Genomic DNA, 14,429 nt, shown 5'->3' with positions numbered 1-14,429 from the left:
CCCGTTCTCAATTCAGCAAATTTACGTCAGTCATCCGAGGCCCTGCATGAAGCACCATCTCCTTCCCGTTTCGCCCGCCAACATTCACTGGGGCTATTTCAGCAAGAAGGTCGCGCCGGCCCTGACGTTGAAATCGGGAGATCGCGCCACCATCGAAACGCTGACGCATCACGCCAATGACGATTATGAGCGGATGATCGCCAACGATCCCGGCGCCGAGAGCGTGTTCCACTGGACCCGCGAGCACAAGGCGGTCGCCCGCCGCGGCGCCGGCCCGACCGAAGGACCGTTCCAGCGCGGCTCCGGCGAAGGCATCGGCGTGCATCTTCTGACCGGACCGGTCGCGATCGAGAACGCCGAGCCCGGCGACATTCTCGAGGTCCGCATTCTCGACATCCGGCCACGCCCGAGCTGCAACGCCTGCCACGCCGGAAAATGTTTCGGCTCCAACGTCGCCGCGTCGTGGGGATTTCACTATCATGATTTAATCGAGGAGCCGAAGCCGCGCGAGGTCGTCACGATCTTCGAGCTCGATACCTCCGGCGAGCCCTACGCCAAGGCGGTCTATAATTACATCTGGACGCCGCAGACCGATCCCGACGGCATCGTTCACCCGACCATCGATTATCCCGGCGTGCGCGTCGATCACACGCGGGTCAAGAAGCGCGAGAACATCCTGCCCAATGTCAGGGTGCCCGCCCGCCTGCATTTCGGCACCATGGGACTGGCGCCGGCGGAATCCGATTTCGTCAGCTCGATTCCGCCCGGCTATACCGGCGGCAATATCGACGACTGGCGCATCGGCAAGGGCGCGCGGATGTATTATCCGGTCGCGGTGCCGGGCGCGTTCTTCTCGGTCGGCGATCCCCACGCGGCGCAGGGCGACAGCGAGCTTGGCGGCACCGCGATCGAAACCTCGCTGACCGGCGATTTCGAATTCATCCTGCACAAGAACCGCGACCTCGGCGGCACGGTGCTGGAAGGACTGAGCCATCCGATGCTGGAAACCGACCAGCAATGGTCGATGTACGGCTTCACCTTTCCGAACTATCTGGCCGAACTGGGCCAGGACGCCCAGACCGACATCGTCAACCATTCAAGCCTGGACAAGGCGATGCGCGACGCCTTCCGCAAGCTGCGCCGCTTCCTGATGACCGTCCATCACATGAGCGAGGACGAGGCGATCGCGCTGATGTCGGTCGCCGCCGATTTCGGCGTGACCCAGGTGGTCGACGCCAATTGGGGCGTACACGGCTCGATCCGCAAAAACGTCTTCATGTGTACCTGACAAGAGCCGTATTCGGCCGCTGACGGCGATCCGGCGGCTTCCGGCTTGATTCTGGCACGGCCGTTGCTTCGAAATAAGCCCGTTTGCCTTGGCCGAAGCATGAGTATTCACGCCTTCACCAGCGAATCCTACCCGGAAAACGACCGAATCGAAGCCTGGCAGGACGTGCTGGGCGGATTCGGGCTGCGCTCTTCGCCGCTGTCGGCCCAGTATGGCGAATATGCCACGGCATTGTCGCGGGCCTCGCTGGACGGGGTCGGGCTGATGCGCTTTGCCGCAGGGCCGCAGGTGTTCTCGCCGCTGCCGCGGCGGGCCGACCTGCCGGTCGCGCTGGTGCCGGCCGAAGACGGCGCCGTGCTCAAGGCCGGCGGCTCGCCGCAGGCCGTTCCAGCCGGCCGCATCATCCTGCTCCCGCGCCAGAACGACTGGAACGTGACCTTTCATCGCGACATGCGCGCCATCGTGCTGTCGGTGACGGCCGAGAGTTTCGGCGGCCGCAAGATCAGCCTGCCGGAATGCCGGGACGCCGTCATCGTCGCACCGGGCGGGCTGGCCGACATTCTTCGCCACACGCTCGAGACCACCTCCGAAGCCCTGGAAAATCTGTCGTCGGACGACTGGAATACGATCCGGCTCGCGCTCGCCGAAATGCTGCTGACGCTGTCGCGCCAGAAGCTGTCGGCCACCGCGGACAGCGCCGGCATCGGCGCGCAGCCGGCGCTGCTGCATCGCATCTACGAGGCGATCGAACGCAAGCTCGGCGATCCCGACATCACGCCGGCGCGCATCGCGCAGATGGAAGGGATTTCGGAACGATACCTTCAGAAGCTGTTCGAAAGCACCGGCGACAATTTCACGCATTATCTGCGCGAGCGCCGGTTGCAGCGCTGCTGGGCCGATCTCGCCAACGCCGCCGAGGCGCATCGGTCGGTGTCCGACATCGCCTTCAGTTGCGGCTTCAGCGACGCGGCGCATTTCAGCCGCTCGTTCCGCGACCGCTTCGGCTTGTCGCCGCGGGCATTCCGGCAGCAGGAGATCGAACGGCTGTCGGACCGGGGCGTGCGCGCCGAACGGCGCGGCTGGCCGCAGGACGCCATCGCGCAATTGCGCCCGCACCGCCAGTCGCCGGTGATCGCGCCGGCCGAGCTTGAACCGGCGGCATCGACCCTGCCGCAGGGCGGCGCGCCGGCCCATCATCATCTGCCCGCCGACGCCGCGCATGTACATTGGGGATTTTTCAGCCGCGCGCTGAAGCCGCTGATCGAGATTGCCTCCGGCGACACCGTCACGGTCGAAACCCTGACCCAGCACGCCTCCGACGACCCAGAACTGATGATCAAGAACGATCCCGGCGCCGAAAGCGTGTTCCGCTGGACCGCGGAGGGCAAGGGCGTCGAGCGCCGCGGCGCAGGCCCGATGGACGCCTCGATCTACGGCCGCGGCGCCGGGGAAGGTTTCGGGGTCCACATCTGCACCGGACCGATCGCGGTCAAGGGCGCCGAACCCGGCGACGTGCTGGAAGTCCGCGTGCTCGACATCGTGCCGCGCCCGAGCCGCAATCCGGAATTCGAGGGACGGGTGTTCGGCAGCAGCGTCGCCGCCTGGTGGGGCTACCATTACGACGAGTTTCTCTCCGAGCCGAAGCCGCGCGAAGCCGTGACCATCTACGAGATCTTCAGCGGCGACGAACCGTATGCGCAGGCGCTCTATTCCTATCGCTGGCAGCCGCAGCGCGACCCGTCGGGCGTCCTGCATCAGACCTATGATTATCCCGGCGTGCCCGTCGCCGCCGGGACCATCCGGCGGCGGCACAACGTGCTCGACGGCGTCCGGATTCCGCTGCGGCTGCATTTCGGCGTCATTGGAGTGGCGCCGCGCGAGGCGGGCCTGGTCGATTCCGTGCCGCCGGCCTATTTCGGCGGCAACCTCGACAATTGGCGCCTGGGCAAGGACGCGGCGGTCTATCTTCCGGTTTCCGCGCCCGAAGCCCTGCTCTCGATCGGCGATCCGCACGCCGCGCAAGGCGATGGCGAACTGAGCGGCACCGCGATCGAATGTTCGATGACCGGGACGTTTCGCGTGGTGCTGCACAAGAAGGCCGATCTCGCCGGGCGGCCTTTCGCCGACCTGACCTATCCCCTGATCGAGACCGAGACCGACTGGGTGCTGACCGGATTCAGCCATCCGAATTACCTCGCCGAATTCGGCGAGAGGGGTCAAAGCGAAGTCTACGCGAAATCCTCGCTCGATCTCGCGATGAAGGACGCGTTCCGCAAGGTGCGGCGCTTCCTCATGAACACAAGGGGGCTGAGCGAGGACGAGGCGATCGCGCTGATCTCGGCGGCGGTGGATTTCGGCGTCACCCAGGTTGTCGACGGCAATTGGGGCGTCCATGCCATTTTGAGCAAGCGCCTGTTCACGAACTGAAAGAAAGCCAGATGAAATTTCACATGATTGCCGGCGGCCCGAAGCCGGTCGCGCCCTTCAGCCACGCGGTCGAGAGCGACGGCTTTGTGCTGATTACCGGCCAGATGCCGGATACGCCGGAGGCGCCCGGCGTTTTGCCCGGCGGCATCGTGGCCCAGACCCATGCCGTCATGGCCAATCTGAAAAAGGTGCTGAACGGCCTCGGACTCGATTTCGAGCATGTCGCGATGGCGCGGATCTATCTGACCCGTTTCAAGGAAGATTACCTCGCGATGAACGAGACCTATCGCAGCTATTTCGCGCCAGATCGCCTGCCCGCGCGCACCTGCGTCGGCGTCACCGGCCTCGCCTATGACGCCTTGATCGAGATCGACCTGATCGCACGACGCCCCTCAAGCTGACGCCGGGGCGGCTTCCCGGACGGCGCCGGCATCGTCCTTCAACAAGCGACGGAAAATTGCGCCTTAAGCCCATTCGGCGAAGTGTCGGTTCAGGGTTAATCAACCATTAATTTTGTTCTGCCAGTAGTTCCTCACCGCCCCTTCATCCGGCCCCCGCGGAGAACACCGATGGCATCGACATCGTCAACGATCAACATCTTCAGCATTCTGCAATCGGCCTATACGGCCCCGACGCAGGCCTCGATCCCGCCCGGCTCGAAGTTTGCCAATGTCGATCCGACGCAATGGCAGGGCACCTGGAGCGGAACGGATTCCAACGGCAAGGCGGTTACGCTCACCATTTCCAATATCAACGGCTACCGCGCCAATGTCCGCTTTCAGACCGCGGATAGCGGCCTGCAAACCGGGCGCGTCTACATCAACACCAATGGCGTCTTCCGCATCGGCGATTCCCAGATGCAGCTCTCCAGCGCCGGCAAAATGACCATCAACACCGTGATCATCGATCCCACGACCGGCAATCAGTCAATGGAAACGGATTACGTCACGCTGCAGGGCAATGGCAGCAGCTCGACAAGCAGCAGCTCAGCAACAAGCAACGGCTCAATAACAGCATAAAAAACCGGGCTCTGAAGCGATCAGAGCCCGACTTTTTTGCCGGTGAGAATTCTTCGTCGAGCGTTCACGCCGCCGGCACGATCTTTCCGGGATTGAAGATATTCTGCGGATCGAGCGCCTGCTTCAGCGCCCGCATGGTCTCGATCGCTTCCGGGCCGAGTTCGGCCTCAAGGTATTTCTGCTTGCCCTGCCCGATGCCATGTTCGCCGGTGCAGGTGCCGCCCATCGCCTGCGCGCGCTCGACCAGCCGATGCATGAAGTCCTCGCCCCGCGCCATCTCGTCGGCATCGTCGACGTCGCACAACAGCGAGCAGTGGAAATTGCCGTCGCCGACATGGCCGACGATCGGCGATTGCAGCCGCAGCCTTTTCAAATCTTCTTCCGTCTCGGTGACGCAATCGGCGAGCCGCGAAATCGGCACGCAGACATCGGTCGCCACCACGCCGGCGCCGGGACGCAGCGCCTTCACCGACCAATAGGCATCGTGCCGTGCCTGCCACAATTTGGTGCGGTCCTCGGGCCGCGTGGTCCAGGTGAAATCCCCGCCGCCGCATTCGCCGGCGATCTCGGCGAAATTCTTCGACTGCTCGGCGACATCGTTCTCGCTGCCGTGGAATTCCAGCAGCAATAGCGGCGTCTCCGGCAGCGACAATTTCGAATAGGAATTGCAGGCGCGCACCTGCTCGGCATTGAGCAGTTCGATGCGCGCGACCGGAATGCCGGTCTGGATCGCCAGGATGGTCGCCTGGCAGGCACCGCGCACGGTCTCGAACGAACAGGCGGCGGCCGCGATGGTTTCGGGAATGCCGCGCAGCTTGATCGTGAGTTCGGAGATGATGCCGAGCGTGCCTTCGGCGCCGACGAACAGATGCGTCAGATCGTAACCGGCGGAGGATTTCTTGGCACGGGTGCCGGTGGTGATGATCTCGCCGTCGCCGCGCACCACTTTCAGCGCCAGCACGTTCTCGCGCATGGTGCCGTAGCGCACCGCATTGGTGCCCGACGCCCGGGTCGACGCCATGCCACCGAGCGAGGCATCGGCGCCGGGATCGATCGGAAAGAACACGCCCTGGTCGCGCAGATGCTCGTTCAGGGTCTTGCGGGTGATGCCGGGCTGGATCACGCAATCCAGATCCTCCGGATGTACCGCGAGCACCCGGTTCATATCGCGCAGGTCGATGCAGATGCCGCCGGCCGCCGCGTTGACCTGGCCTTCCAGCGAGGTGCCGGCGCCGAACGCGATCACCGGCACGCTGTGCCTGGCGCAGATCCGCACCACGTCCTGGATGTCCGCCGTCTCCTGCGCCATCACCACGGCGTCCGGCGGCTGCGATTTCAGCCATGTCGTGGTGTGGGCATGCTGGTCGCGCACCGCCTGCGAGGTGATCAGCCGGTTGCCGAACCGCGCCGCCAGCGCTTCCACCGCGCCGGCCAGGGCCTGCGGCTCCGGCCGCTTGGGATGATTGGTAATTGTCGTTGCCACGTAACTTCCTCCCGGACTTAACCGACCGTGACAAAGGATATATAGCGGGTCAATAGTTCATGGGTCGAACGAACGGGAAACAGAATGACCAGCACCGCCAGCGCCGACGAAGCCCTGCTCCGGCCCGCCCCGTTCCTGTCGTCGGTGATGCAGATCGAGCCGCAATGGATCGATTACAACGGCCATCTCAACATGGCCTATTACAACGTGATGTTCGACCGCGCCATCGACGAGTTATGGCTCCGGCTTGGGATAGGTCCCACCTATATGAAGGAGCGTCACGGCTCGACCTTCACCGCCGAATGTCATGTGCGCTATCTGCGCGAAATTCATTTGGGCGATCCGGTGCAGGTATCGATCCTGCTGGTCGACGCCGACGAAAAGCGCCTGCATACGTTTAAGGAATTGCGCCATGCCGAAGAAGGCTGGCTGTCGGCGACGTCGGAAAACATGTCGCTCCATATCGACATGGCGGCGCGCAAGACCGCGCCGTTTCCCGCCGATATCCGCGCCCGCATCACGGCCGTCGCCAACGCCCATGCCGGCGTGCCGCGCCCCGAGGGCATCGGACGCAGGATCGCGATGCCTTCGAAGTGACCCGCATGAGGCCTTGATGGTCACTCCGGCCTCATCCTTCGAGACGCTTGCCAGCGCAAGCTCCTCAGGATGAGGGATCAGCGCTAAACGCGGTTGCGTCCGCGCGCGAAGCCAATCACGGCCGAGACCAGAAACAGCACGATGGCGACAAAGAAGATGATCTTGGCGATTTCGATCGAGGCACCGGCGAGACCGCCGAAGCCCAGAATGCCGGCGATCAGCGCGATAATCAGGAAAGTAACGACCCAGCTCAGCATGTCAGGACCCCTGTTTTTTCATATTCCGTTTCGATCTCGGCGCGCCTTGGAAGCATCGCCGCATCGGCTGCGGGACCAATCCACCGCAAGAACGAAGGTTCCGCGCTATTCAAGGGGCTGAAACCGCAAAAAACCGCCGTTTTGCCGGAACGAAATCAGGGCGCAGGCGGAAACGGCGCCGGGATAACTCCTGTCAAAACGGCCGCAAATCCCTATATGCCGTTCATTCCTGCTATGAAGGCTCCCCTTCACGCCCTCACGGTGCCATCGTGGGGAAAAGACGATTCGCATGACCGAGCCCAACAGACTGACACCTCGCAGCGTCCCCGATCACCAGCCCGTTTCCGGCGGCATTGCCGCGCGCGCGCGGGCGGCCTCGACGCCGCCCTATCTCGCGGGCCTCAATCCGGAACAGCGCGAGGCGGTGGAGACGCTGGACGGACCGGTGCTGGTGCTGGCGGGCGCCGGCACCGGCAAGACCCGCGTGCTGACCTGCCGGATCGCCCATATCCTGAGCCAGGGCCGCGCCCGTCCCGGCGAAATCCTCTCGGTCACCTTCACCAACAAGGCCGCGCGCGAGATGAAGCTGCGGCTCGGCCAGATGCTGGGCCAGGCGGTCGAAGGCATGCCGTGGCTCGGCACCTTCCATTCGATCGGCGGCCGCATCCTGCGCAGCCATGCCGAGCTGGCGCAGCTGAAATCCAATTTCACCGTGCTCGATGTCGACGATCAGGTGCGGCTGCTGAAGCAATTGTTGCAGGCCGAAAATATCGACGAGAAGCGCTGGCCGGCCCGCATGCTGGCCGGCCTGATCGACGGCTGGAAGAACCGCGGCCTGACGCCCTCGCAAGTGCCGGCGGGCGAAGCCATCGTGTTCGGCAACGGCAAGGGCGGCAAGCTCTACAGCAGTTATCAGGAGCGGCTGAAGATCCTCAACGCCGCCGATTTCGGCGATCTGCTGCTGGAGAACATCCGGATCTTCCGCGAGCACCCGGACGTGCTGCGGCAATACCAGAGCCGCTTCAAGTTCATTCTGGTGGACGAATATCAGGACACCAACGTCGCGCAATATCTCTGGCTACGGCTATTGTCGCAGGCGCCTTCGAAACCGGGCGCGCCCCTGTCTTCCATTATTCCGGGATACACCGGTTCTGCCGTCGTTCCGACACACGCTGAAGGCGTGAACCCCGATGTGCCATTGCACATCAAAGAATCTGAAGATGAGGACAAACAATCCCAAGATTCCGGGTCTGCGCTTCCTGCGCATCCCGGAATGACCCCATCCACTCAGGCCGCCCCGTCCGCACCGCCCAAGAACATCTGCTGCGTCGGTGACGACGACCAGTCGATCTATGGCTGGCGCGGCGCGGAGGTCGACAACATCCTGCGCTTCGAGCACGATTTCCCCGGCGCCAAGGTGATCCGGCTGGAGCGCAATTACCGCTCCACCGGCCACATCCTGGCCGCCGCCTCGCATCTGATCGCGCATAACGAAAGCCGGCTCGGCAAGACGCTGCGTACCGAGGACGTCGACGGCGAAAAAGTCACCGTCACCGGCGCCTGGGATTCGGAAGAGGAAGCCCGCGCCATCGGCGAGGAGATCGAGGAACTGCAGCGCAGCGGCGAGAATCTCAACGAGATCGCGATCCTGGTGCGCGCCTCGTTCCAGATGCGCGAATTCGAAGACCGTTTCGTCACGCTCGGACTGTCCTATCGGGTGATCGGCGGCCCGCGCTTCTATGAGCGCGCGGAAATCCGCGACGCGCTGGCTTACTTACGCACCATCAACTCGCCGGCCGACGACCTCGCCTTCGAGCGCATCATCAACGTGCCGAAGCGCGGGCTCGGCGACGCCAGCGTGCAGATGCTGCACGACCACGCCCGCAAGCGCCGCATTCCGCTGTTCGAGGCCGCGCGCGCCGTGGTCGAGACCGACGAATTGAAGCCGAAGGCGCGCGGCGCGCTGCGCGATCTCATTGCGAGCTTCGACCGCTGGCGCGCCCAGCGCGAAGTGACCTCGCACACCGAACTGGCCGAAATCGTGCTCGACGAGAGCGGCTACACCGAGATGTGGCAGAAGGACCGTTCCGCCGACGCAGCCGGCCGGCTCGACAACCTGAAAGAGCTGGTGCGCTCGATGGAGGAGTTCGAGAACCTGCAAGGCTTCCTCGAACATATCTCGCTGGTGATGGACCGCGACGGCGGCGCCGACGAGCAGGCGGTATCCTTGATGACGCTGCATTCGGCCAAGGGGCTCGAATTCGGCAACGTCTTCCTGCCCGGCTGGGAGGAGGGCCTGTTTCCGAGCCAGCGCACGCTCGACGAACAGGGCCGCGCAGGGCTCGAGGAAGAGCGCCGCCTCGCCCATGTCGGCCTGACCCGCGCGCGGCGCCGCGCCAAGCTCTATTTCGCCACCAACCGGCGGATCCACGGCACCTGGTCGACCACGATCCCGTCGCGCTTTCTCGACGAATTGCCGGCCCACAACGTCGAAATCACGGAATCCAAGGGCGGCTCGGGCTGGGGCGGCGCCGGCGGCTACGGCCCCTCGCGCTTCGACAATGTGGAATCCTTTGGCTCCAGCTACACGACGCCGGGCTGGCAGCGGGCGCAGGCCAATCGCGCGCGCGGCCAGGAAAATCGGCAAGGCCAGGCGCGCGGCGGCTTCGACGAAAATCAGTCGCCCTTCTCAAGCCCGCGCGACGATTTTTCCCGCAACAAGCGCGGTCCGATGGTGATCGAAGGCGAACTGGTCGCGAAATCCACCGGCACGACCTCGGAATTCTCGCTGGATGACCGGGTCTTTCACCAGAAATTCGGCTACGGCCATGTGGTGAAGATCGACGGCAACAAGCTCACCATCGCCTTCGAAAAGGCCGGCGAGAAAAAGGTGGTCGATAGTTTCGTGGAGCGGATTTAGAGCATGATCCGGAAAAGTGGAAACCGGTTTTCCGAAAAGATCATGCTCAAAACACAGAGCGGGATGACTCATCGGTTCTGACTGCATCAGGACCGGGCTCTCATATTTTGTTTTGACTTTTGTTTTGACGCGTTCTCTTCACGCGAACCGCAATCCACTTCGCTCGAAAACGCGATAGCAGCGGCAACCCGCAAGGTTAAGAAATTCGGAATCCCCCGCGAACTCATTCTAATTTTAGCGAATTTTTAGAAACAATACTTAGCCACCAGCTTTACCAAAAACTTGTGCATGTGCGGTAGGGTTATCTCCGATACGGCTGTTGCGTATTTTACTGCGTTTTGAGGCCAGTCAAAATGAACGACGACATAAAATCCTTTCTAAGGGATCTCGACGATGCCATTTTGCGGGGCACCCCGGAACGGCGCAAGCGGGCATTGTGGCACGCGACCGATCTGTTGATCGCCGGCCGCTACAGCAACGAGGAGATCTCGACCTTCGGCGCCATCATCGAGCGGCTCGCCGACGAGATCGAAGTCAACGCCCGCGCCGAACTTTCCAGCCGGCTCGCCCGTTTCGACCAGGCGCCCATCAACGTCATCCACAAGCTTGCCTTCGATGATTCCATCGAAGTCGCCGGCCCCGTGCTTCGGGAGTCCGAGCAGCTCGATTCCGCAACGCTGGTCGCCAGCGCCAGCACCAAGGGCCAGCCATATCTGCTCGCGATCTCGGAGCGAAAATCGCTCGACGAGGACGTCACCGACGTGCTGGTCACGCGCGGCAATACCGGCGTGGTTAACACCGTCGTAAATAACAGCGGCGCACGGTTCTCGGATTTCGGCTTTCTGCACATGGTCAAGCGGGCCGAGGGCGATTCCATTCTCGCCGAGAATCTCGGCCTCCGTCATGACATCCCGCGGCAACTTTTCCAGCAATTGATCGCAAAGGCCTCGGACGACGTCAAAAGGCGGCTCAAAGACGAGCGCCCCGACATGGTCGACCAGATTCAGTCTTCGGTGACCGATGTCGCAGGCGAGTTGCAATCCAAATTCGGTCCCGCGTCGCGCAGTTATTACGTCGCGAAGCGGGTGGTGACGGCGCAGCACCGGCAGGGCAACCTGAACCAGGACAGCATATTCGAATACGCCCGTCTCCACAGGATCGACGAGGTCACGATCGGAATTTCCCTGCTGTGCTCGCTGCCCGGCGATGTGATCGAACGCGCTTTGTTCGACAGGAACCGGGAAACGCTGCTGATCCTGGCCAAGTCCCTCGACTTTTCTTGGGCGACGACGATGTCGCTGCTGTTCCTCGGCGCAAAGGATCACCGCCTGACGGCGCAGGAGCTGAACGACGCGGAGCGCGAGTTCAATCGCCTCACCGTCGAGACTTCCCGGATCGTTCTGGAATTCTATCAATCGCGCAAGAGCCCGGCGGGGTACGATTCCGACGCCAAGCGCCAGCCGGTTGTCATGCAGTAACGGCCGATCCGGAATCGGGGATATCACCATGAACATCATCGCATCCGATAAAGCCGCGCCTAACGGCCAGGGCCTCGAAGAACGAAGGCCCGAGGCAGCCCTCGATGCCGCCTGGAACACGCTCGAAGCCGCCTATGATCTCGGGGACGATGCGACCGTCCAGGCCTGCCGCCGGGTCATCGATGCGAGCCTGAACGGGACGGCCGCCTCCCCGTCCGACCTGCACATCGTCCAGCATTATTTCCGGTAAGGCCCGCCCCGGCGGGGCTTCGTTGCTATGGCGTTTCCGAGCGAAGCGGAATCCGGCTGGCAAGGAAAATACATCAAGGCAAAAACACCGGAGCCCAGCCTCGATTCCATCGAGACCGGGCTTTAGCGCATTTTGCAATTCTATGGCTTCATCCTTCGAGACGGCGCATTCGCGCCTCCTCAGGATGAGGTCCGCCTGGACCCTCATGGTGAGGAGCGCGGCAACGCGGCGCGTCTCCGGACGATGCGGAGCCCGTCATCGGGCGCGCATTCGCGACCCGTTGGCATCGCCTGGAAAACCACGAGGTCGCGGATATCCGGCCACGATTCAACCCAGCTACGATATGCTCTAAATATATTTCCGGAAAAAGTCCTGGCCTCGACGACCCGGGCCGCCATCGTTGCGAAATATTCCGGACGCAAACTTCGTCGATAAATACGCACGGCCCGCTCCGAAAACAATTGCGCAGCGGCCTTGCTATCCCCATCTAGGCATACCTGCCCCAAAAGCCGGCCGAACCGCCGCTTTACCCCTTCCCCATTTCCGACCCGGACTAACAAGCCCGCCATGTCTCCCATCATATCCGTCTCCAACCTGTCGAAGACCTACGCTTCCGGCTTCAGGGCTTTGAAGGGCATCAATCTCGAGATCCGGCGCGGCGAGATCTTTGCGCTGCTGGGGCCGAACGGCGCCGGCAAGACCACGCTGATCAGCATCATCTGCGGCATCGCCAACCCAAGCGAGGGCCGCGTATCGGTCGAAGGCCATGACATCGTCAAATCCTATCGCGCCGCGCGCGCGCTGATCGGGCTGGTGCCGCAGGAATTGCACACCGACGCCTTCGAGTCGGTGTGGGCGACCGTCAGCTTCAGCCGCGGCCTGTTCGGCAAGCCGAAAAATCCCGGCCATATCGAGAAGGTGCTGAAAGACCTGTCGCTATGGGACAAGAAGGACAGCAAGATCGTCACCTTGTCCGGCGGCATGAAGCGCCGGGTGATGATCGCCAAGGCGCTGTCGCACGAACCGCGGATCCTGTTCCTCGACGAGCCGACCGCGGGCGTCGACGTCGAATTGCGCAAGGGCATGTGGGAAGTGGTGCGGACGCTGCAAGCCTCCGGCGTCACCATCATCCTGACCACGCATTACATCGAGGAAGCCGAGCAGATGGCCGACCGGATCGGCGTCATCAACCATGGCGAGATCATCCTGGTCGAGGAAAAAGCGAGCCTGATGCAGAAGCTCGGCAAGAAACAGTTGAAGCTGCATCTGCAGGACGGCATCGACGCCGTGCCGGCGGCGCTTGCGGCCTATCATCTCGAACTGTCGAATGGAGGCACCGAACTGACCTACCATTACGACACCAAGGGCGACCGCACCGGCATTACCAGTCTGCTTGGCGATCTTCGCAACGCCGGCATCCGCTTCTACGATCTCGACACCACGCAGAGTTCGCTGGAAGACATCTTTGTCAGCCTGGTGAGGACGCCATGAATTCCGCCAGCCTGAATTTTCGTGCGATCCGCGCCATCTATCTGTTCGAAATGGCGCGGACCTGGCGCACGCTGCTGCAGAGCATCGTCTCGCCGGTGGTTTCGACCTCACTTTATTTCGTGGTGTTCGGCTCAGCGATCGGCTCGCGCATCACCCAGGTCGAGGGCGTCAGCTACGGCACCTTCATCGTGCCCGGCCTGGTGATGCTGTCGGTGCTGACGCAGAGCATCGCCAACGCGTCCTTCGGCATCTATTTTCCCAAATTCGTCGGCACGATCTACGAAATCCTGTCGGCGCCGATCTCGCATTTCGAAATCGTGCTGGGTTATGTCGGCGCCGCCGCCACCAAATCGATCGTGCTCGGCCTGATCATTCTCGTCACCGCCGGCCTGTTCGTGCCGCTGAAGATCCACCATCCGCTGTTCATGCTGCTGTTCCTGGTGCTGACGGCCGTGACCTTCAGCCTGTTCGGCTTCATCATCGGCATCTGGGCCGATGGCTTCGAGAAGCTGCAAATGATCCCGATGCTGGTGGTGACGCCGCTGACCTTCCTCGGCGGCAGCTTCTATTCTGTGAACATGCTGCCGCCGGTCTGGCGCACCATCACGCTGCTCAATCCCGTGGTCTATCTGATCTCCGGCTTCCGCTGGAGTTTTTACGATATCGCCGACGTCAGCGTCGGCTTGAGCATCGGCATGACGACGGCGTTCCTCGTCGTCTGCATGATCCTGGTGTGGTGGATCTTCAAGACCGGCTATCGGCTGAAGAACTGAGGCGTAGCGTCATTCGTTAATCGACGTCATTCCGGGGCGATGCAAAGCACCAACCCGGAATGACAATGCGCTATAAACAGAAACTACCGATAGCAGTGGAAGTGGCCGTAGCGGTCGTGAAAACCGTGGCAGCCGTGGCGCCAATGGCGATGCGGAATGCCGAGAACGCCGTCCACGGCGCCCACCGCGCCGCCGACACCCGCGCCGAGCGCACCGCCGACGACAGCGCCGACCGGGCCGGCCGCGCGGCCACCTTCACGCACACCTTCCTGGGCGCCGCCGACAATGCCCTGGGCGTGGCCGGGATGGGGCATCACCAACAAGGCCAGCGTAAGCGCGGCGGCCGCAAAATAGAGCCGCTGAGAGGGGCGGCTCGGCCGCGTCAGTGCCTTGATATTCATTTTCATCTTATGTCTTTCTTTGTACGTGACTGTCTCTGTGCGTGA

At 62.7% G+C, this 14,429-nt stretch carries 13 protein-coding genes; 10 read left to right on the top strand and 3 right to left on the bottom strand.

Annotation, left to right across the window (positions count from 1 at the left end; translation table 11 throughout):
• Positions 1-46 precede the first annotated feature (46 nt).
• The 4 genes from HB630_RS01660 to HB630_RS01645 all read left to right on the top strand — a co-directional run bounded on the left by HB630_RS01660 (position 47) and on the right by HB630_RS01645 (position 4,734).
• Positions 47-1,288 carry an acetamidase/formamidase family protein gene (locus tag HB630_RS01660; protein WP_213769647.1) on the top strand — a complete coding sequence of 414 codons (1,242 nt, stop codon included), beginning with the start codon at positions 47-49 and terminating at the stop codon, positions 1,286-1,288.
• Between the two features lie 99 nt (positions 1,289-1,387).
• Positions 1,388-3,715, top strand: a complete 2,328-nt coding sequence (locus HB630_RS01655) for an acetamidase/formamidase family protein (protein ID WP_213769645.1) — start codon at positions 1,388-1,390, stop codon at positions 3,713-3,715.
• Between the two features lie 11 nt (positions 3,716-3,726).
• Positions 3,727-4,116 carry a RidA family protein gene (locus tag HB630_RS01650; RefSeq protein ID WP_213769643.1) on the top strand — a complete coding sequence of 130 codons (390 nt, stop codon included), beginning with the start codon at positions 3,727-3,729 and terminating at the stop codon, positions 4,114-4,116.
• A gap of 168 nt (positions 4,117-4,284) precedes the next feature.
• Positions 4,285-4,734, top strand: coding sequence for a hypothetical protein (locus HB630_RS01645; RefSeq protein ID WP_213769642.1), 450 nt, complete (start codon positions 4,285-4,287; stop codon positions 4,732-4,734).
• A gap of 64 nt (positions 4,735-4,798) precedes the next feature.
• On the opposite strand, the gene HB630_RS01640 is transcribed toward HB630_RS01645, so the two are convergent.
• A complete protein-coding gene (locus HB630_RS01640) occupies positions 4,799-6,217 on the bottom strand; it encodes an FAD-linked oxidase C-terminal domain-containing protein (protein WP_213769641.1) in 1,419 nt (472 codons plus the stop codon).
• An 84-nt stretch (positions 6,218-6,301) separates the two neighbouring features.
• On the opposite strand from HB630_RS01640, the gene HB630_RS01635 reads away from it, so the two are divergent.
• Positions 6,302-6,814, top strand: a complete 513-nt coding sequence (locus HB630_RS01635; protein ID WP_213769640.1) for a thioesterase family protein — start codon at positions 6,302-6,304, stop codon at positions 6,812-6,814.
• An 83-nt stretch (positions 6,815-6,897) separates the two neighbouring features.
• On the opposite strand, the gene HB630_RS01630 is transcribed toward HB630_RS01635, so the two are convergent.
• Positions 6,898-7,071, bottom strand: a complete 174-nt coding sequence (locus HB630_RS01630) for a DUF1328 domain-containing protein (protein WP_213769639.1) — start codon at positions 7,069-7,071, stop codon at positions 6,898-6,900.
• 289 nt (positions 7,072-7,360) lie between these two features.
• On the opposite strand from HB630_RS01630, the gene HB630_RS01625 reads away from it, so the two are divergent.
• From HB630_RS01625 to HB630_RS01605, 5 genes are all read left to right on the top strand, one after another.
• Positions 7,361-9,991, top strand: coding sequence for a UvrD-helicase domain-containing protein (locus HB630_RS01625; protein WP_213769638.1), 2,631 nt, complete (start codon positions 7,361-7,363; stop codon positions 9,989-9,991).
• A 353-nt stretch (positions 9,992-10,344) separates the two neighbouring features.
• On the top strand, positions 10,345-11,469 hold the full coding sequence (locus tag HB630_RS01620; protein ID WP_213769637.1) for a DUF2336 domain-containing protein: 1,125 nt from the start codon (positions 10,345-10,347) through the stop codon (positions 11,467-11,469).
• A 28-nt stretch (positions 11,470-11,497) separates the two neighbouring features.
• On the top strand, positions 11,498-11,719 hold the full coding sequence (locus HB630_RS01615; protein WP_218625985.1) for a hypothetical protein: 222 nt from the start codon (positions 11,498-11,500) through the stop codon (positions 11,717-11,719).
• Positions 11,720-12,286: 567 nt separating this feature from the next.
• A complete protein-coding gene (locus HB630_RS01610) occupies positions 12,287-13,210 on the top strand; it encodes an ABC transporter ATP-binding protein (protein WP_213769635.1) in 924 nt (307 codons plus the stop codon).
• Positions 13,211-13,221: 11 nt separating this feature from the next.
• Positions 13,222-13,983 (top strand): ABC transporter permease, encoded by a 762-nt coding sequence (locus tag HB630_RS01605; protein WP_213770672.1) that lies wholly within the window; start codon positions 13,222-13,224, stop codon positions 13,981-13,983.
• A gap of 83 nt (positions 13,984-14,066) precedes the next feature.
• Here HB630_RS01605 and HB630_RS01600 read toward each other — a convergent pair whose 3' ends face one another.
• Complete coding sequence (locus HB630_RS01600) at positions 14,067-14,390, bottom strand: hypothetical protein (RefSeq protein ID WP_213769634.1); 324 nt, start codon at positions 14,388-14,390, stop codon at positions 14,067-14,069.
• Positions 14,391-14,429 lie beyond the last annotated feature (39 nt).

It is taken from the genome of Bradyrhizobium sp. dw_78, assembly GCF_018449525.1.
Classification (GTDB): domain Bacteria; phylum Pseudomonadota; class Alphaproteobacteria; order Rhizobiales; family Xanthobacteraceae; genus Bradyrhizobium.
Note: the sequence above shows the minus strand (reverse complement) of the source record. Positions and strands in the feature narration are given on the sequence as shown.